Below are 20,516 nucleotides of genomic sequence, written 5' to 3'. Positions count from 1 at the left end.
CTGTTTATTAACTGTTTTATTATCAATAATTTAAGATTTAGTTATAATCTATTTATTTACCAACCTGATTTACCAACCAATATTTGTAAATATGCTTCTGGTCGCCGTAAATAGAGGTATCATCTATTATTTATTTACCAACCTGATTTACCAACTCCATCATCATTTTCAGGTAGAATATGTAGTAATTTCCAATTACCACCTTTAGTGCCTTCTCTATCTAAAAGTCCTAATTCTTTAAGGACATCTATATTCTTCCCAATAGCCGTATCACTTATACCAATTTTACTCGCCAGCTCTCCTATAGTCACTTTACTATTTTCATTGACGGCTCGTAAAATTTCTAATCGATTATCTGTAAGATGCTTTTCCCATCGGGCTATCCATTTTTCAAAATCAAAAGGTCTTGTAAGTGTTACCGTAAACATTCCATCAAAAGAAAAATGTGGCGGTTGTAAATCGTTCTCTTTCATAAGGTCTTTAATACGGCCTATACCAGAGCCTATTTGTTCTACCATACGCATACGTGCAAAAAGCCCAAATACTAATGGGTTGCGACTATGGCTACGTTTACCAAAATCTTTTGAAGATACAGCACTTACCAGTCCACCTGGATTTGCGATTTCTACACGATCATCAAAAAGCTCTATAGTAATGGTAGCACCTCTATCATAATAATCTCTATGAGCTAGCGCATTAACTATAGCTTCCTTAAATACGGTTTGTGGTATTTCCCAAACTTCTTCACGTGGTCCTGTAGAGCCTTCAATCTCATAACGCACATCTAATTTGTTCTTTAACCATTGTATCGCATCTTTGTACTGCACATATAATGGTCCTGTAAATTTTTTATCATCTACAATATATCGTTTATCCTTACCATCAAAAGCAACGCAACGTATCAATGCAGTATCAATATATTGTTGTGGTTCTTTACCAAAAAACAACACCGCTCCGTTTTTAAAGGCGTTTTTTTGATCTTGTAACTTCAGATTTTTAAAAATCTGCTCGTTAGGTACTGCGCTAGATAAATTTGCTTCTGCTTTAAACTCCTTTAAATTTTCTGCGTGAATACCTGTGGCTATGTCAAAAGCTGGACACGGTGTTTCATCAAAATAAATGCGATCTGCTTGTTGAAAAAAATCGCGCATCTCCTCAATCTCAGTTACTTTTTGAGAATTAGGACCTATACGTACATAGATAGCACCACTTAAAGCATAAGGTTTTTGAGTACCAGATGGTACTTCTATCACCCAGATTTCTTTACCATCTACATCTACTGAATATATTTCACAATTAAGAGCTGGTTTAATTTCTCGTATGCTATTTTGTATGGCAGACCGTTTTGCATTGTCTATGGTACACCCTTGTATCACATTATCATCATCTACACCTATTAATAATGTACCGCCAGATGCATTTGCAAACGCACATATCTCTTCTGTAACCTCTTTTATTTTTTTAGGCAGACGCACTTTAAACTCTGCATTGTAACCTTCTCCAGAAGCTGCAATGCTTTTTATGTCTTTATCTGTGATCATACTACTGCTTCTTCTGTTTTAAAAATGTTCTCAAAATGCGCCCAGGCTACTTTATAATCTTCTACACGGTCACACTTAGTAAAAGGCGCGTGGTAGGTTACTGTTTTACCTTGATATAACTCACTTTTTGTAATGGTATGCTCATAGGTTTCTCCTGCTTTTAGATCCTTAATGCTGTTCCAGTCACTGCGGTCTAGACCTACGCCTACAAGACCTTTAGATACGGTAAATACAATATTACCAGTAGTATCATACCAGGTGTCGTCTTCATTTTGTTGTAATACAGGAAACTGTACATTGTACATTAAAATCAATTCTTCTAACGATAAACCTAATGCCATAGCAGTAATCACATCTATCTCAACAAGTGCTTGCCTGCGCTCAAACCAATTACGTAATGGGGTTTCCCATTTCCATTCTTTAGTTAGAGTGTTAAATGGTTTTAGCCTAGAGTCATTTATACTCCAAGAGTCTTCTTTAAAATCTTCATTCCAGTTGCGCTGCCATAAATCTTTGTAATTATCACTGAGGCAATTCAATATTAATGTTCTAATAAACAAATACTTTTGATATTCAAAAGGAACTTTTAACGGTAAGTTCTTCATCATTGAATCTTTCAGATTACCACTTCCTAGTGACTTCATATAGAAATCTAAAACTATTGAAGATGCCAAAGCACTTAGCTCAATAAGTCTTTCATCTTTTTCGAAGGTAATTGAGTTAATACTATTGATATGCGAAACCTTAGGTGGTAATATGGCACACTGCAAAGTTCTTTCTCCTGTTAAACTCATCATTCTAGTGAAAGCAATTTTATACGAATTCAGCCATTTATTTTCTTTTGAAAATTGATCTTCCTCTCTTTTGTTCTTCTTAATTTCAGTAGGCACAAAATTTGTTCTTTGCACAGATTCTTTAGTTTCTAAAAGATCAATTACATCATAATGTGAATTCAAACTGCAAATCTTTCTTGGTGTTTTATAAAATGGATTTGCAACAAAAAAGTGAGGTCCACTTAATATCAACTCATAATCATCAATTTTTGGGTATTTTGTACTTTGGATCAATAAACCATCTTTTACAGCTTGGGCTTGATCGTAACCAATAACGATTTTATGTTTTTCATCAGAAACTTTACCTTCAAAATCTGCCAATTTACTCAATACCGAAAGAATTTCTCTAGTATGTATACTTACTAATTTAGCCGACTGCCATTTATCTGAATTTTCAAATAATGTTGATAATGTCATTAAGCTTATGATATCAATTTCAACAATTCTGCTTTTGTGTGGTAATATATTCCAAACTAATTTTTTTTCATTTTCGTCATAAGACTTAATACCTGATGGTAATCCAACACCACTATGCTGAAAGCTTAGATTAATAGTTGATGGATGAAATAAATTATTAATATTAAAAAATGATATCGATGATTTCTCTCCTGAATAAATATTTAAGCTAAAAATGGTTTCGTGATGTACTTCTGAAAATAAGATAAGTTCATTTTTAAACTGAAAATGATAAACCAACCTTTGAAATAAATCTTTTCTCAATTTTCTACCTCTTGGATCATCATAAATACCTTCTGGGTGAACTAATCCTGCATAACCGTCTGTATTTAAAACTTCGATTGAATTATTTAAAACACACTTGTATAAATTATTTTTTTGTCCAGTTAACAGATTATAATTCTGTGGTGTTCCCATAAACTCTTGAGTAGAAGTTGCAGCGATACTTTCATTAAATAAAAGATCTTCCAAATGTTGATTTCCCTTAAGTTTTTCTATCAACATTTTCTTCACTGTAGAGGCATTATATCTGCGTATTTCAACTTCTGGAAAGTATTCAGATAAAATTCCTGATTCATCAAATCCAATACTTATCCACGGTGGATTCCCTACAATCACATCAAAACCGCCACGCTCATAAAAGACTTCTATAAACTCTAACTCGTTATGAAAAAAGCGGTGTTGCTGTGCCAGCTGCTCTATTTTTTCAATTCGGTCACTGGTATCAAATAAGGTGCCTGCTCGGGCTTTTTTACGTATTTGCTCTTTAATGTCCTGTGGTGTGCCATCTGCCAGCAGCTCATTAGTGTCTATCTGTAGTATAGATTCTACCTCGTTATACCACTCGGTACGGTTAGGCAGTAACCTAATATCGCGCACGTCCCAAAACCATAAACTACACCAGTAGTCTAGTATCATTTTTAACTTAAAATAGGGCGCGCTACGGTCTTTACGGGCATCGGTGAGTCGCTCTTTTTCATTATAGGCTTTGGTAGTGGTCTGTGGGTTGGGCTGGCCATATACCTGGTACACGCTGGCAGTATCTTTTACCATACCCATTTGCTGCTTATAATGTTCCTCAAGCAGGTAATCTATAACACTACTTATTTTTTGTAATCGGTTTAACTCTAAGCGTGTTAGTGGTTTTTTAAAGTCGTTTCGCCAGTCTTTAAATGCTTTTTGCTCAACTTCGGTTAACTCATTTTTTAATAATTTAATACCATAACTAGGTACCATATTATCATCTGGTAGCAAGAAATGATAGATTTGATTACGCTTTCGCGAAAGCGTACCCTTTTTGTTCCACATTACACGTTTAGGCGCCTTGTCCCACCACGGTTTTGGAATGGGTTTTTTACCAATTTTACCGTTTGCCAAAACAGGGAATTCTTCTAAACAGTCTTTATCATTATACACCTTTAACCAGGCGCCCACAACTGCATTACCAGCACCTAAACGATGCGCAAAAAATGGCGTTTCCATATTTTTATGCATACAGTTAAGCCATAAGGATAGTTTACCTAGCTCTACCGCAGTTGGGTTAAGGTCTACACCATACACATTGTTTGCGGCGATGTAGGCTTTTACCTTTTGTAGCTCGTCTTTATAATCGCCAGGTGTAATGCGCTTGCGACCAGCTGCTTGTTCTTCATTTTCTTTTAGCTCTAAATAAGCAACAGCCAGCTGGTTAATCACCTCATTATGGAAGGCTGCCGCACCCATTGCTGGTTCAAGTATTTTAAGTTTTAAAATCTCGTCTGCACAGGCTTCACCAGTAAGCACACCATCTACAATAGCTTGTTTTTCTTTAAGGCGTTCTATAATGCTTTTAAGTGTATATTTTACGGTGGTTTGTGTCAGTACTTCTGGCGTGTAATACGATGCTGAGTTTTTACGATCACGACCGTTCAAGCGATACACAAAATGTCCTTTAGGAATAATAACGTCTTGTTCTGGATGCTCTGGGTCTTTTAATATCTCGGTTTCTTTAAAATCATCACGCCTAGTTTTAGGCACTAAAAAGGTACCGTCTGTTCCGTTTTTATCCTTTGCGTTTTTTACCTCGATAAGGTCTTCTCTGGCAAAAAAACCAGAGTACGATAATAAGCTCTCGTACACACTTCCTAACTGGTTAATACCTAGATTAGCATACGAAATTCTACCACGTCCTTTATTTTTTGTGCGTTCAGAAAGCGATAAGCGCACCACAATTTCTTGCAATATCTTGTTGCGAAACTGGATACCTTTTAACTGCTTTAAAGATGCATTGTCAAACAATGGCGAGTCTAAAGGTCGCATCTGGAAACCATCTTTTAAATCTGATCCCGTATGTAAAAAGTCAAAAAGCTTCCATAAACTCTCTGAAAAGAAATAACCATTACGGGACGAGTCTGTAGTTAATGGCACCATCTCAAGATCACGTAACATTTCTAGACTATAGCCTTTTTGATAGGTACTGTCTTTAATAGGTAATATCTCAAGATCTGCTCGTGACTCTGCATAGAATAAAAACAGTAAGCGATATACCATTTCTAGACATTCATCCTTAAGTTCTCTTGCAAAGTTGTCATTATCAAGTAGGGTAACGATTTCCTTTTTTGCTTCTAAGGTTTTGGCTTGTGATGATTTATAATATATGGCTTCATTTGCTAGGGCTTCTACCGCATAGATTACGGCACTTTTTAAAGTAACCGTAACACCATAACTGGCTTTGTGTGCATCTTCTTCTAAACCTACCAAAACACTTTCGGTTTCCGAAATGAATTGCTTTTTAGCGAGTAGTGCATAAAATAGCGCTAGTAAATTTTTATTTGAAGCCGTTTTAGTTACTGTAAAAAGCTCTTCTAGATCAAAAAGTAAATAGCTATCAAACTTCCATTTTTCATATTGTATTAGAAATATTTTTGGTCCTGCAAGCATTATTAAATACACCGGACGCTCTTCTTCTGGCAGTAAAAACAATTCTGACAGCGCTTCTTTTATAACTTCTGGTCGTATGTCATAACCATCCCAAGAGTCTGGAAGAACTTTCTCCCAGTCCTCCTTTATGTAGCTTTGTTCATACAGCCCATCTGCGTCTACTTCACCTACTTGAATCATAGGCTGCATCTCCATTATGTACAAATACGGCTTGTCATTCTTGTTAAATCGATAACGTACTGGGATGATTTTTTTATCATCCATCACCACAGGTTCATCATAAGCACGCACGCCATTTATGTATCCTAGTGCTTGCAATAATTGGGTATGGAAATCGTGGGTACGCTTTACTTTGTCCTTAGTTCTACGTAGGTTTAAGTAATCGTTTTTAAACTTATAATACTTCTCACTTAATGGCGCTATCTTACTAGTAAATTCCTTAATGTGGTCTGCACCATAGCCCGATTTATCAAATACTTTCTTCGGGAAATCTTCATCAAAGAAATGCTGAGAAAAGTAATCGCCTATATTTTCTAAAAATTCTATCATCAGTTGTTATGCATTAAAAAATATTGCTAGTACTCTTAAAAAGGGTTCGTTTTCTAATTGGAAAAATTCATTGTAGAACTCGTCCATTTGTTCCTTCACGTAATTCACTTCGCGTTGTCTTTTCTTTTTATGGAAGGAACCGGATGTTTCATCGCCAAATTTTAGTTCCATTTGTGCTTCAGAAGCGGTTAACCAAGATTCTAATTTTTCTTGATAGCTTTCTAATTTCTCTTCCAGCTCATCTTCAAGCCCACCTTGTAATGTGTACTTATACAATTGTTCGCCTCTTTTTACTGCTTCAGGTAGTAAGGATTTAATTTTATCGAGTTGCTCGTTAGTAGTTTCTAATTCTGTCAACCTATCATTTAAGCGAAACTGGTTTAAAAACTCATTAAAGGTTTCTAAATTTCCAACGCTAGCACCGTCAAAAGATTTACCTATTACAAAGGTTTTAGAAAACATAGGCTTTCCTTGCTGGTTAGAAGTAATACCTTGAAAAACAAACCAAGCAGTGTTTTTAGGTAATGGCTCACGTAATCTTGCAACAAGTGCTTTACCACGATCTACTTGTGCTAGCAACTTGTATTGCATCCATTTGGCAATGGGATTTAGGTCATATAACAACTGAAAGTTAGGCCATTCATTCTGTTTTTTTCTGGCTCTTATAATAGACCGTTCAACAATATCTGAGTTTGTAGTTAGATTAAAGGTTTCATTCTTTTGCGGGAAAGCTTCTTTAGGCATATCGTATAAAACACCTTTAGACGATAACTCTTCAAATTGCTCAATCTCTATAACCTTATCGGCTCTATCTATAGTTATACGAGGTATTAATCGTTCATCTTCAGCTTTTAATTCATCAATTAATGTGGCATAATAAGTAAAGTCATCTGGATAGAAAGAAGCAAAACCTTCGTCTTTTTTTATTTCTTCTTTTGTCGTGGCTGTATCTTCCATAAGACTAGATAGCCAGTCGTCATCAATTACATCTTTATTTTTTGTATCCAAAAGAGAATCATCACCTGTGGCTATAGCTTTTTCCACCAACTTAGTTTCTTGCTGCTGGTCATAAAAGCCCATTACACTACCGGCATCTCCTAAGCTCTTATGAACCTCTTCTTCTTTTTCTTTCAATTTTTCTACAATTCTAATATCGCCTTGTACGTCTTCACTTTTTGAATCTGAAATCAAATAGTATATAAAAGGCGTTTGTTTTTGACCAAAACGGTCAATACGTCCATTACGCTGGTCTAAAGTGATAATAGACCAAGGAATATCATAATTAAACATCTGATTACAGTAATAGTGAAGGTTAACACCTTGGCTTCCTGCATCTGAAGCTAAGAATAAACGTATCTCGCTATCCTCTTTTGAAAAATCTTCCAGTATATCTTGTTGTTGTGTATCGGTCAAACTTCCATTAAACTGAACAACTGCTTTTGGTTTTAATCCAAAGTCTTCTGCTAAGTTTTTTTCAAGCTCATTTAAAGTAGCACGGCGTTCGGCAAAAATGATAATACGTTCATCATTCTTTTTGCCTTTCCAACCCATTTGATCTAATTTAAATTTGAGCTGATTGTATTTAGAATCGCTCTTTTCGTCTACAATTTTCTGAAGGACGTCTCTTAATTCTGTAAGATGTTCAATAACACCTTCTTCATCTATATTTTTTTCAATTCTTTTAATTACCGTTTCTAAACAAGCTTTTGGCGAAGACATATAAGCTTTAAAGAGTCCTATGGAAAACAAGAGTGCTCCAAAATTATGATCGCCATCACTGTCTTCTTGTGCTACCTTTTTAAATTCCTGAATAATTCTTAGTGCCTCCTCTTCATCTCGATTAAGAGGACAATCAATTTTACTTGTAACTCGATCCTTAAAGGCGTCTCCAACTTCATCTTCAACATCCTTTTTAAATCGACGCACATATAAAGGTTGAATAGCTTCTTTTGTAAACTCGCCATTAAAAGGAATGGCTGTTGGGTCTAGCATCCCAATAAGATTTGCAAAATTTTCACGTTTACCATTATGCGGCGTTGCAGAGGTTAATACCATAGCTTCTGTACGCTCAGATAAAAACTTGGCCAATCCACCACGTTGTGAAGCTACATTTGCAACAGTATGACATTCATCAATAGCAACGACATCCCATTTTACGCGCTCTAAATAATGCCTAAACTTGGCGTTATTTTTAAGGGTATCAATTGAGACAATTACTTTGTCATAATAATCAAAAGGATTCTTGTTAGATGGAATTTCGATTTTGATTTTTGCAATACCTTGACTATCTAAACGAACCAAAGGTATTGCAAAACGCGCCCAAATTTCTTGCTGAAATTGAGCTAAAATAGATTTTGGTGTTACTACCAAAACTTTTTTTCCTTTACCACGTCTTATCAATTCTGCAAGGAATATCCCTACTTGAACCGTTTTACCTAATCCTACAGCATCTGCAATTAGTATTTTAGGCTGAGGTAACTTAAGTGCTTTAATAGTAGATTCAAATTGATAATTAGCACCACGAATAGCTGCTTTATGTGCTATTTCAATATGTTCTGAGTAGTGAGACGAGTTTCTAAAAGTAGTCTCTAAAAACAGTTTAGTCTGCCTATAATGTGCTGATGTGTCTGCTTTTAGTTCGGTTTCTTCTGGCTTGATTACTTTATAGTTTTTTTCTAATCGCAAGTCAAACTTAAAGCTTTGACCATAGACCAATTCAGATATCCCTTCAACATCAATAATGTCGCGCTCTCGATTTGTAACAATAAAATCTTCTCCTCGTAAGCTAATCCTTATGCCTGGAGTAACTTTTTTGGTTTGTTGGGTTAGTGTATCGTTATTCAAATTATACGTTATTGGTCGTTAAACATTTTCAATCGCAAGTCTCAATGCTTCCTTAGAGAACTTTTCACTGCCTACTGTCTTTAAAATCTTATCTGCCAGCCATAGCGTTAGCAGTTCTTTTTTAGATTGTTTAAAGATTTTTGCAAGTGCATCTATATCTTCTTTTCTAAACGAACGCTCGCCGCGTTCCATCTTACTTAATAATGCTTGATCCATATCCAGCTTAGCTGCAAGCTGTCGAAGTAGGATATCATTAGCTTCTCTCAGCGTTCGTATGCGTTCACCTATCATCTTAGTAAATTTTTCATTAAAAGACTTGACAAATATTGGACAATTTAAGGATTATGTACGAAAATATTAGTATTTTGTTGAACTAAAATTATCTAGGATAGTATAATATATTTTGCCTATGGATTTATTTAATCAAGAACCAAAAGAAAGAGTATTTAAAAAGATGCAATTGCTTGATGGTGAAGTTTGGTATATGGACAATTTTATGCCATTAGACAAAGCAGAATCTTATTTTAAAATCTTAAAAAATTCTATTGAATGGAGGCAGGAAGAAATTAAAATGTACGGTAAAACTTATCCAGTACCCAGAAAGACTGCTTGGTATGGCTATGAAGGTTTTAATTATAAATATTCTGGAATTTTATGTAATCCCAAACCTTGGACTAAAGAATTGTTGGGTATAAAAAGAGTCATAGAAAGTTTCTTGCCAGAATCAGATTTCAATAGTGTCTTATTAAATTTATATAGAAATGGAAACGATAAAGTAAGCTGGCACGCAGATGATGAAAAAGGACTGGGTATAAATCCTCTTATTGCTTCTGTTAGCTTGGGAGCTACAAGACGTTTTGATTTAAAACATAAAACAGAGCCTAATGAAAAACTTCAATTAGAACTAGTACCTGGCTCTTTAGTAATTATGAAAGGCGCTTTGCAGCATAACTGGCTTCATCAAATTCCAGTACAGAAAAAAATCAATGACCCAAGGATTAATCTAACATTCAGAACCATTGTAAGCTAATGAGTATTTACAATCAAATTGTAGAAGCTATTGATGAATTGAATGATGAATCCTTAGAAATAAAGGATTACTTACAATCACTTCAACCTGATGTGAGACAATTAAGAGCTTCATATAGAAAGCCACCACCAGTTTATGTAGATTATGCAAAACAAAACATACAAAGCGCTTATTTAATAACGTATCTACCGCATTACTATCAGTTGATTTATAAAATACTGTTAGAGCAAGATCTATCGACAATGAAAAGTAAAACAGAATTTTCTGCTGTTTTTATTGGAGGTGGTCCAGGATCAGAAGCTTATGGTACAATAAAATACATTCTGGAATATTGTGCTAATATTAAATATATTAATGTTGACATCTTAGACATAAATGCTGCAACTTGGGGTTATAGCCATTCTGCTCTTACTGGTTTTATGCTACCAGATTTAAATAGATTTAATGATATCTCATTGAATTGGAATAGACATCAATTTGATCTCGTTGATCCAAATGTTGTAAATTCTAATAAATCAATTTTTAAGAATGCGGATTTGGTTGTAATTCAAAACTGTATCAACGAAATAGCTCAAAACAAGTATAAAATCTTAGAAAATAATATTCTCGATATTTTTAATTTTATCCCGAATACCTCATCTCTACTTATGATTGATTTAACAACTAGCGTTAGATCACAAATAGCAAAATTAGAAAAGGCGATTGAATCCAAATTTCCAAACATTAATAAAAACACTACCTCTGGAAACAGGAGTGCTTCTGCTCTAACTTCTATAAACTATAGACCATCTCAAATTATAAGAGAAAGCTTATTGAATTATACTGACGGCTTAATTCCTAGAAAAAATCTAAAGTATGATTATTCGCTTTTAAATAAAGTTAAAACTCAAGTAAAGCAAGAGTCCAATAAAGTAGGTATTAATGCTATATACAGGCCTCTAAATGATATAAATGACTCAATACAAGATTTAACAAATCGCTCGTTTATTGGTATTGATTTTGGTACATCTAGCTCTGTTTGCTCTGTAGCTTATGTTCAAGATGATAATTTAAAAGTTGAACTACTCGAAATTGAACAAAAGGATCATTTGGGGATCGCTTCTAGTAGTACAATAGTTCCTTCAATTATGGGAATCGTAGGAAATCAGTTTTTACTTGGTAAGTATGCTAAAGAGAAAAGGCATCAGTTCTCATTTGGTAAAAATGGTTGGTATGGGTTTAAAGAAAACATCTTAAACCTAGAAAATCAATCATTTCCAAATTCAAAACTACTTAATCACCCGTCACTCCAAATAAATAATGGTGCAGATGCTCTTATCGTTTTTTTCAAGAGACTGAAAGTTGAAATTGATAAAATTATTGCAGATAAACAATTACCATTTGATAAGCGTTATTCTTTTAGTACTCCTGCTAATTATGGATTAAAAGAAAAAGAACTTCTTGAAAGCTACATTTTACAAGCAGGCTATGAAGAAGGAACATTTGCTTTTATAGAGGAGCCTGTTTCTTCTCTTTTAGGTACTATCCATCAAGAAAATCTTGCGTTAGATTTAGAGGAAGACCTAAATATTTTGGTAATTGATGTTGGAGCAGGGACAGTTGATTGTTGCGCTATTAGATTAGTTAAAGATACTGACAACGTCATTGCTGAAAATTTAGCTATCTACAGAAATAGTAACATCGGTGGTAATCTCATTAATAGATTAATTTCTAAAAGGCTTTTTGAAAAAGATAATAGTTTAGTTATTGATGAAGATTTTATTTTAAAAAATTGTGAAGATTTAAAACTAGAGTTTTGTAAATCGGTTAAGACAGACGCTCAAGTACATTATACTTTAAATGAATTATCTAAGTCAGAAATAAATAAACAGTGTAACACCCGCGATCACGGAAAATACAATTCAATTGACATTAGTTATTCAGAGTTTAATGATATAATGACAAATTATTTTAATGGGAATGAAAATTATAAGGGATTTAAAAGTACTATTGATAAAACGATAAACGAAGCTAATTTATCAAGAGATGATTTTGATTATGTCATTATATCTGGAGGAGGAGCAAAAAACCCTTATTTAAGATCACTATGTGCTGATTATTTTCAGGCAGATAAAATAGTTATGCCAAATAATAGCCAAGAACAAGTAGGATTCGGAAATGCGATACAATCTTTTGTGTCAAATGCTTTTGGCAAACAAATTATAGAGACTGTGCTAAATGGAGATATTTATCTCGATGAAAATATTAAGAAAACTATTTTATTTAAAAAAGGAGAAATTCTTCCTTCTTTAGAATATGAAAGTAAAATTGCCAACAATAAAAATTCAATAACCTTAATATCAAGTGTTACAGGCGAAAAAATTCGGTTTGATTGGGGTGAATATACAAATGATATCCCTACCAAACTTATATTGAAAGTTAATCAAGAATCTAGATTGATTTGTGACTTAGTTACAAACAAATCAATTATTAGATTAAAACCAAAAATAACCAAACTATAGTAATATGCAATGGATGATAGAAGAAGCTAGGCTAGGTCCTGAGCAAAGAGAAATAATAGATGAAATACCCAATTTAAAAGGAAAACCTATTTGGATACAGGGTCACGCGGGATCTGGCAAATCTATTGTTTTACTTCACGCCTTAACGGATTATGTAATTAGGAACCCAAGTGCTAATGTTGTCGTTGTCGTTTTCACCCACGCCTTAATTGATTTACTGGCTTCAGGATTGAGACAAATTCCTGCCTTGAGAGGTAAAAGTATTCCAGTAATAACAATCTATGATGTCAATAAGCGTCTTTTTAAAGGAGAAAAATTTGACGCAGTTTTCTGTGACGAAATACAGGATATACCAACAATTCTATTAGAAAGAATGAAAAATGGGTGCAATCAATTAATCATAGCTGGTGATGCAGCGCAATCTATTTATTCAAGAGTTCCTCAATTTCAAGAAAAACCCGCTACGAAAGAAGAAATTATAGCACAATTAAGTCCAATAGAAAGAACTACAACTACTATTTATCGTTTAACAAGAACTGTTATAGGAGTATTACAAAACGTGTACAACAATCTTTTTGCAGATATGGTACATATAGGTAGAGAGGATTCTGAGATAAGACTATTTAAAGCAAATAGCTATGAAGAAGAAATAACTTTTTCCTGGAATGAAACAAAGCAAATTAATATTGATAGACCTGGAGAAGTTAACGCGGTATTGTTTTTTAAGAAAAATGATATGATAAAATATGTCGATACCATTTTAGAATTGGAAGGGAAACAAAAATGGTCTGAAGGTACTTATCCAGATTATGCCTTGTCAAGTAGAAATTTTGAAGCTATGAATACTTACTTAAATAACCAAGGTGTTCCATTAATGTATGTAGGGAACGGTACTGGTTCATTAGAGAAAGCTAATACTGAAAACAAGATTGTTTTAATTACTTACCATTCTTCTAAAGGACTCGATTTTGATGCTGTTGCTTTGCCTTGTATTCAAACTGATTTAGGAGAAGCAGATAATGAAAATGCGGTAATCTTAGTTGCTCTTTCAAGAGCTAAAAGAGATTTATTAATAACCTTTACTGGCGCTATGTATTCAGGATTTAAGAGGTTCTTATTAAACACTAAAGTAAGAGAAATAAAGAATTTAGAATCTGATAACGACGAGGTCGTTTTTTAAATAAAAAAATAAATGAAAAATATAATCATCGTTCTATTTCGTTCAGAATTAAATTATTTAATTAAATATGATAGATTAAGAACATCATCAGATAGAATTATTCCACTAACGTATTACGATTTTGATATACTGTCGGAAGAAAATCAAGTAAATTTATTACAAAATTCAATGCCAATTTATGAGCAAGAGCACGAGGTATTACTCATTGAATATAGCAGAAATTTAGAGTATGACAATGCTCCGTTATTAAAATTTGAGGGAATAAAGTCTATTATACCTTTATCTGAAATTGGTTCAAGGCTGCTTATATCTAAACTTAATAACGATCTTAAAATATCGAGACCTCTCAACCCATCAGTTTACTCATCATTTACTAATCATCGAAGTCATATTTTAAGAAATACAGCAGGTACTGAGCTTTGCTCAATATATGAACTTGAAGTTCCAAAAGATGATTTTATAAGTGATTTTAAAGCTGCAACATTATTTCAATTAAATAATCAAAATCCAGAAAAAAAAGATTCAACTCTTGCTCACTTAGTAGATTTTAATATCACACCAAGTTTTATACCTGAAGGCAACATTGAAGCGGTCTTAAAAACGGCTTGTGTCGGTATGAAAAAAACAGGGATAGATATTGAAAAAACTAAGAGTAGTATGTTTTATAAATTCGTGATTGAAAACAAAGAAAGGATAAATGGAGTTTCATTTTATAAAGCACTAAAATTTATAGAAGAAAAGATCCAACTTGAATCGCTTACTAGGGAACCTTTCAGAAAACTCAAAAATGTGCTATCAGAAAACGGAAAACTAGAAAATGCTTTTACAATTTATAGTTATTTCTATTTTTTGAAAAAGAAAATGGAAAAGAATGAATATGATATTTCTAGCATAAAAGATACCGTTTTAGAGTTGAAGTATCACGATATTGTATCTACTTCAAAAGTTCTTTTTATGCTTGGTTACACGTTTTCTATGCAAACAATCTCAAAATCATTACAATCATATTCAAGTTCTCCCTTGTTGAAGTCTACAAGATCTTTGGATTTAAATTGGAAACCTGAGATTGTAGAAGAACTTAGTGATGAAGAATTTGTAAATAGAGAGCCTAGCAAAGAAGAGGCTGACAGTGAAAAGACAAACAATATAATACCTAATCAAAGTAATTACAACGAAGAAACTGAACAATCAATAGAAGTTGAGCTCTCAGTTAATAGTAAACCAATAAATTCAGTAACAAATATTGAATCAAAAATCAATGATGACTCTGAAAAAGACATAATTGAAACTAAAGCAAAAAACAATCAAGTCAATGAAGGCTTATTTTCAAATACTTCTTCAGTAAATGACTCTTCTGATTCTATATTCACTTTCCAAGAATTCCAAAAAAACTTAAAAAAAAGAAAGTCTTTTTTGTCTAAAATACTCGAAGAACTTAAATCAACAAAAATTGAGGAAAATCAAATAACAAAAGAGGTACTTATCAAATGTCTTAAAAATATTAATGAATACGAGAAACAAAAAGGTGGGTTGAAAGTCGCTGCAATTGATGCTCTAAAAATCTTTGATAAAGATGAATGAAAATAAAACAAAAGGTAATTTACAAAAAGCAATTAACTTCATTACAAAGCTTTCAAGTTCTAAGAGAGAAAAACTGATGTCGATTTTAAAGAAAGTAAATGAAGTTCAGTCCTCAAATCTTACGACCAAGGAAAAAGCAAAAGAAATCAAACGAATAATGTGGAGTGACCAATCAACTAATACCAAGCTGTTTATTGGCGCTTTCCTAGGTGCTGTAACTGGCCTCTTCATTTTTGGTACTGGGGGCATAGGTATCGCAGCTTTAGGTACAGGTGTAGGTGTTTGGGGTTGGTTGGCTACAGCAGCTGGTGGAGCTTTTATTTCTTCATTAATACAGAATTACGAGAAGAAAGAGAATGAAGATTAATTCTATTAAAGAAATAACACAAGCCATCAAAAATTTCGATATAGCTGCTCTAAAAGAACTGCTCGATGATAGTAAGCCATATCAAAATGTTCCTAAATCAATTTTTCTTAAAAAATTAGATAAAAAATTCAATCAAGCGAAACGTGACAATTGCCATTCTTTCGACGATGTATTTTTTGGGATATGTGGTTCCTGTAACAAAGGTTGCGAAGGAATGACCTTCTTATCAAATTCTGGATACTATTTAGACTTGTTTATTGAAAGTAAAGATGGAGAGACAGCAGATGATATCTACGTATGCAATAAGCTTACTAATTTTACAGAGCTTGAAAAATCAATGGACTTAGGCTTTAGTTTCAGAAAAGATGAATACTACAACTTTAAACCTACCTCAAAGTACCTCATTATAAAAAAAGAATACAACGCGTTGCTCAGTGAAATAACTACAATTAATACACCTGTTAAAGTTGATGAGTTAAAGAATTTGTACTACAATAACTTTAACTACTTAAGCGAAACCATTAATGATTTTAGTCCATTTGAATGTTTCAACTACAACTTATATAACGATGCTTATAGTTTGGCAAGTAAAGTAGAACGGGTATTTGAAATAACACAAGTGCAAGAACAAGCAATTGAGAGCCTGGTGGATTATCACAATTGTAGTACTGAAAGAGAAAGGCTAATCTGGTTCTTTAAAAATCAAGAAAACCTATATGGATCTATCTATTTTGAATTTTCTGATAACTGGAAAACAGATTCCATAATATTTTACGAACAAGAAGAAGTTGAATTGAAGTTAGACATTACAGGATATGAATATGTTATAGACTACTTTTTAATATTAGATAACTTATATGATGAACTCATAGAAAAGTATAAACCAATACCAGTGCACTTTGAAGGTTCAAAAAATGGTAGCATCGAATGTTCATTAGAGAACTATCTAAGATTGCACAACAAGTATATAGACGTAGTAAAAAAGTACGGTAGAAAAGAGTATTAGATTAATTCGGTTGCAAATCGTGTAGACAGAATAGATCAATATACCATCTATAATCGCAATTACAATAAATACACCTTTTAATTCATCTTCAGTAAAGATTTCAAAATTCGGGAAGGCAGGTAATTAGGTGTTCGTCAGTCGCTCCATTTAGTTCCATAGTACATAATCAAAAATGCTTCTATCGTCGCATTTGTGCTTACCTTAAATAGTACTACTGCGGCGATACGTCCTCGCTCGCACTATTTACTTGTACTATTGCATACATTACGCTATTCCTCACCCATAGCTACTCTTGTGCCTTAAAATCCAAACCTGTGTGTGCTATGCACACGCATAATTTATTAAGGCACAACCGCTATTTAATGTTTTGCGAGCCTGCGTGTCGCTGCGGGCTACGACCTAAAACTTATGGCAGCATTACGTTATGAGAAGACAAAACACTAAGAAATCGATGTTTAAATAACAAGAGCATAGCTAGGCTACGTTTGCTGGTATTTAAATAAGCTTCGCGGTCGAGTTCAACGTGTTTTGTCTTAGTAATAGGAAACTGCCATAAGTTTTAGGTCTACCGGTGTCACATTTTTTGATGCCAATTCAACAAAATCTGTTCTTAAATAACGTCCTACAGCCATACCACCTTAACCTAGCGGATAAGCTGGTACCGCTTCCGTCCTAGTGTGTAAAAGCTATGTATTCCTTCGGCGACTTCCTTCCGTCAGTCACCTCACTCACACACAGCACTTACCTATTCAATTAAAAATAGAAATCACTTTAAACCAAATCAAAAAACTGCGCCACCTAGTGTTACCACATTACCGTGAGAGTGCTCGTACCTCACACTATCACTCACAGTACCCTTGCTAATCTCGCAGTCGGCTCGCGCCTTTTAGATTACCTGCTTAACAAACAATAGCGAATAAAAAACCTTCTACTTAAGAAGGTCTTAAAACTTGTTTTTAAAATTTTTAAACCTCTTCGATAGTTGCTTTAGGTGCATTAGATGTAACCGATGCAATACCATTTTCCATTCCAGAAGAAGACGACTCATACATTTCACTAGTTCCTATAACTTGTCCATTACTCGCCTTAAGATTAAAATAGTGCTTACCATTACTCGATTTTAGGCGTTCATATCGTTTATCATCTTGTGAATTCTTACGAACAGATTCTATCCCATTCATAAATCCAGCTTTAGCTGAATAACCTTCACTTGCTAATATTTTTTGACCATTATCAGCTTTCAACCTAAAACGATACTCACTCCTAGCATCTTGATATACTTCAAATTTGGACATAATATTTGTATTGTTTTGATATTAAATGTACTTAAAATAGACATTCAAAGCACAACATTAAACCCTAGTTATCAACCACTTATTCAACAGTCTTAAGAATAATAATAAAAAAGGCCACAAATTTAGTTGGCTTCCATCGGCCACCACAATAATGCTATAAAGTTCAAGCCAAAGGTTTTGAAAAAAATAGCACGCCAAAAGGCAGTTCTATTTTTTTCAACCTTCCTCCTAGGCGCACGATTTTTTCCAAAAAACTTGACAGCATTGCCACGCCACTAGAGAAATCGCTTTCTTTTTTTTGTTTTTCTTTTAAAATAATACGGAAGGGTTTTGTGATACAATGAAAGTATCGGAATAAAAAAAGAGCCTCTTCGGAAGCTCTTCTTTATTACTTTTTCTTCTTTCTCGGTACTTGTCCAGACCGTAATCGTAGTAGCGTATGATGCAGTCTTTTTACGAGTAATGAAACCACATAGCTAATTACAGCGCCTATTGCAGCCATAAGTGCGGTCTTAATGAGGTCATCTGATGTGATATGAATCCACGCAGAAGATAACGTCCCACCGAGTACCGAAAATTTGATATGTGTCACATTTTGTGTCACTCTATTTAATATTCGACTCGGAATCTTTTCCGTCTATTTTGGGAATCTCTGTCTTCTCATCAATCGTTACTGCTTGACTAACAGCAGTAGCAACGGTTCCGGCAACAGTCATATAAGTTGCTACGGTTACCAAAACAGCTGGCAAACTAATAGGTGCTGCAATAATTGCGCCACCTGCGGTAGCTAATGCAATACCTATATTACGCAAAGTTCTGAAAAACTTAGGCGTTGGCTTTTTATAACGTTCTACAATATTCATTGTCTTAAGATTTAATAGTTAATAATACGTTTTCGTTTCTGTCAAATGCTTGATAGCAAAGAGATACCAACTTTTGAAACAGTGGTTTGGAATAAGTTCCTTTTCCTATACCTGTTAACTGAGTAACAGGAGCAATACAACCACGAAGCTCACGCTTCGCGTTATTGGCAGGATGCAGTAGTATAAGACTACGACCATCTACATTAATAAGATGTAAGTGATGCTTAAATTTTGTCGAATACCTCGCTTTCAGCTCGTATTCGCCTTCAGGAATACAAGACACGTTTCTTTCATTGTTCAACCAAGGTAATTCAATAGCAAAACCTAAAAACTGACCATTATAGAAGAGAGCACTATTAGTACCCTCTTTATAATAGGTCCTTTGCAACAACACATTCATTTAGACAGTATCTACTTTTGCTACAGCAAGTGCATTAAACGCACCATTTTTCAACGGATACATTTGTCCATTTACTTCTTGATAAAACTCAATACCAACGACTTGCAAAATTGGAAGCGCTGAGTTTGCTGGAAGTGCAACACTCAAATCAATTGCTGAAGTATTTGCACTATCATAAGGAAGAATCGCCGTTTCATCACTCTCAAAAGTTGAGCTCTCATTGGCAAAATCAAGCTCTGCAGCACCCATTACTACCTTAAAGTGAGTAGTACCTCCTGGAGCTGCAATTCTTACCGTTGGTGAAAATGGAGCCAAACTCACATCGACATCTCCAGTTGTACGATCAAGAGATGTAGCATAAGGAGCAAATAATGTTGCGCCTAGCTTTCCGTTAGCATTGAATTCAAAGCCTTGCAATGTAGCCATATCACCATCTTCAATGGTTCTAAGACCACGCTCATTGACAGTATCGGTTTTTGTAATAGCTACAAGAGATTTAGTCAAACGACTCACTACACGCTTATCTTTTGCATTCTGCAAAAGCACACGGATAGCATTTCGAATCACTTTGCCTCCTTTTCCTGCACGTCCAAACTCAGAACCATTTTCACGAGTTCTCTGAAACGCAGGATCATTTGCAATACGATTGGCATCGACACCTCCTTTATAGCGCGCAAGGTGTCCATCTGCGCTTTTGTAAAAAGAAATATCTCCGATAGTTCCTTTTAATTTGATAATACCTGTTTGTCTAGCCATAATACTCTAATTTTTTGATTATTAGACAAAAGACATTAGTTTTATAAAAGAAATCAAAAACAGCCATACATTGGTGCCACAAAATGCGTTTTATGCCATTAGAAGACATATAAACAATCCATAGTTGAGGTATAGATAAAGTATGGATAGAGTATAAAATGAGAATAGTAAGAGCTTGTATATACCCAAAAGACATACAGCGTATCACTGGAAGAAGTGAACGCTACGGTCGTAAGCTTTTAAATGACATTAAAACCCACTTTGGCAAGAAGTCACACCAATTCATCACTGCAGAAGAATTCGCCGAATATAGTGGCATTAAAGAGGAAATCGTTAACCAATATCTTGAACAAATTTCATAGTATTTAATATGATTTATATAGGTTTGAATCCTT

General features: G+C 34.1%; 14 protein-coding genes. 6 read left to right on the top strand and 8 right to left on the bottom strand.

Translation table 11 applies throughout. The features are described 5' to 3' along the window. Positions 1-134 precede the first annotated feature (134 nt). The 4 genes from INR78_RS08975 to INR78_RS08960 are packed head-to-tail and all read right to left on the bottom strand — an operon-like array spanning position 135 to position 9,433. Complete coding sequence (locus INR78_RS08975) at positions 135-1,541, bottom strand: helix-turn-helix domain-containing protein (RefSeq protein WP_223076240.1); 1,407 nt, start codon at positions 1,539-1,541, stop codon at positions 135-137. Then, complete coding sequence (locus INR78_RS08970) at positions 1,538-6,298, bottom strand: hypothetical protein (protein WP_223076239.1); 4,761 nt, start codon at positions 6,296-6,298, stop codon at positions 1,538-1,540. The genes INR78_RS08975 and INR78_RS08970 overlap by 4 nt, the downstream gene beginning before the upstream one ends. Before the next feature lie 6 nt (positions 6,299-6,304). After that, on the bottom strand, positions 6,305-9,142 hold the full coding sequence (locus INR78_RS08965) for a DEAD/DEAH box helicase (RefSeq protein ID WP_223076238.1): 2,838 nt from the start codon (positions 9,140-9,142) through the stop codon (positions 6,305-6,307). Between the two features lie 18 nt (positions 9,143-9,160). Next, the gene (locus INR78_RS08960; RefSeq protein ID WP_013621942.1) at positions 9,161-9,433 is read right to left on the bottom strand and encodes a helix-turn-helix domain-containing protein; all 273 of its coding nucleotides are present in this window, start codon (positions 9,431-9,433) and stop codon (positions 9,161-9,163) included. Positions 9,434-9,596: 163 nt separating this feature from the next. On the opposite strand from INR78_RS08960, the gene INR78_RS08955 reads away from it, so the two are divergent. From INR78_RS08955 to INR78_RS08930, 6 genes are all read left to right on the top strand, one after another. Beyond that, a complete protein-coding gene (locus INR78_RS08955; protein WP_223076237.1) occupies positions 9,597-10,172 on the top strand; it encodes an alpha-ketoglutarate-dependent dioxygenase AlkB in 576 nt (191 codons plus the stop codon). Beyond that, complete coding sequence (locus tag INR78_RS08950; RefSeq protein ID WP_223076236.1) at positions 10,172-12,673, top strand: Hsp70 family protein; 2,502 nt, start codon at positions 10,172-10,174, stop codon at positions 12,671-12,673. The genes INR78_RS08955 and INR78_RS08950 overlap by 1 nt, the downstream gene beginning before the upstream one ends. Positions 12,674-12,686: 13 nt before the next feature. Continuing rightward, entirely contained in the window at positions 12,687-13,853 is a 1,167-nt protein-coding gene (locus tag INR78_RS08945) for a 3'-5' exonuclease (RefSeq protein WP_223076235.1), read from the top strand. 12 nt (positions 13,854-13,865) lie between these two features. Then, the gene (locus INR78_RS08940; protein WP_223076234.1) at positions 13,866-15,434 is read left to right on the top strand and encodes a hypothetical protein; all 1,569 of its coding nucleotides are present in this window, start codon (positions 13,866-13,868) and stop codon (positions 15,432-15,434) included. Next, a complete protein-coding gene (locus INR78_RS08935; RefSeq protein ID WP_223076233.1) occupies positions 15,427-15,801 on the top strand; it encodes a hypothetical protein in 375 nt (124 codons plus the stop codon). Before INR78_RS08940 ends, INR78_RS08935 begins: the two co-directional genes overlap by 8 nt. Positions 15,802-16,015: 214 nt before the next feature. Beyond that, positions 16,016-16,807: a hypothetical protein gene (locus INR78_RS08930; protein ID WP_223076232.1), complete on the top strand. Its 792-nt coding sequence runs from the start codon at positions 16,016-16,018 to the stop codon at positions 16,805-16,807. Between the two features lie 965 nt (positions 16,808-17,772). Here INR78_RS08930 and INR78_RS08925 read toward each other — a convergent pair. From INR78_RS08925 to INR78_RS08910, 4 genes are all read right to left on the bottom strand, one after another. Continuing rightward, on the bottom strand, positions 17,773-18,102 hold the full coding sequence (locus INR78_RS08925; RefSeq protein WP_223076231.1) for a YegP family protein: 330 nt from the start codon (positions 18,100-18,102) through the stop codon (positions 17,773-17,775). A gap of 605 nt (positions 18,103-18,707) precedes the next feature. After that, a complete protein-coding gene (locus INR78_RS08920) occupies positions 18,708-18,965 on the bottom strand; it encodes a hypothetical protein (RefSeq protein ID WP_223076230.1) in 258 nt (85 codons plus the stop codon). Between the two features lie 4 nt (positions 18,966-18,969). Continuing rightward, positions 18,970-19,365 (bottom strand): DUF5675 family protein, encoded by a 396-nt coding sequence (locus tag INR78_RS08915; RefSeq protein ID WP_223076229.1) that lies wholly within the window; start codon positions 19,363-19,365, stop codon positions 18,970-18,972. Beyond that, positions 19,366-20,121 carry a hypothetical protein gene (locus tag INR78_RS08910; protein WP_223076228.1) on the bottom strand — a complete coding sequence of 252 codons (756 nt, stop codon included), beginning with the start codon at positions 20,119-20,121 and terminating at the stop codon, positions 19,366-19,368. Positions 20,122-20,516: the final 395 nt, after the last annotated feature.

This window comes from Mesoflavibacter sp. SCSIO 43206, from assembly GCF_019904215.1.
In the GTDB taxonomy this organism is placed as follows: domain Bacteria; phylum Bacteroidota; class Bacteroidia; order Flavobacteriales; family Flavobacteriaceae; genus Mesoflavibacter; species Mesoflavibacter zeaxanthinifaciens.
The sequence above is the reverse complement of the archived record's forward strand: the minus strand, read 5'-3'. Positions and strand labels throughout refer to the sequence as shown.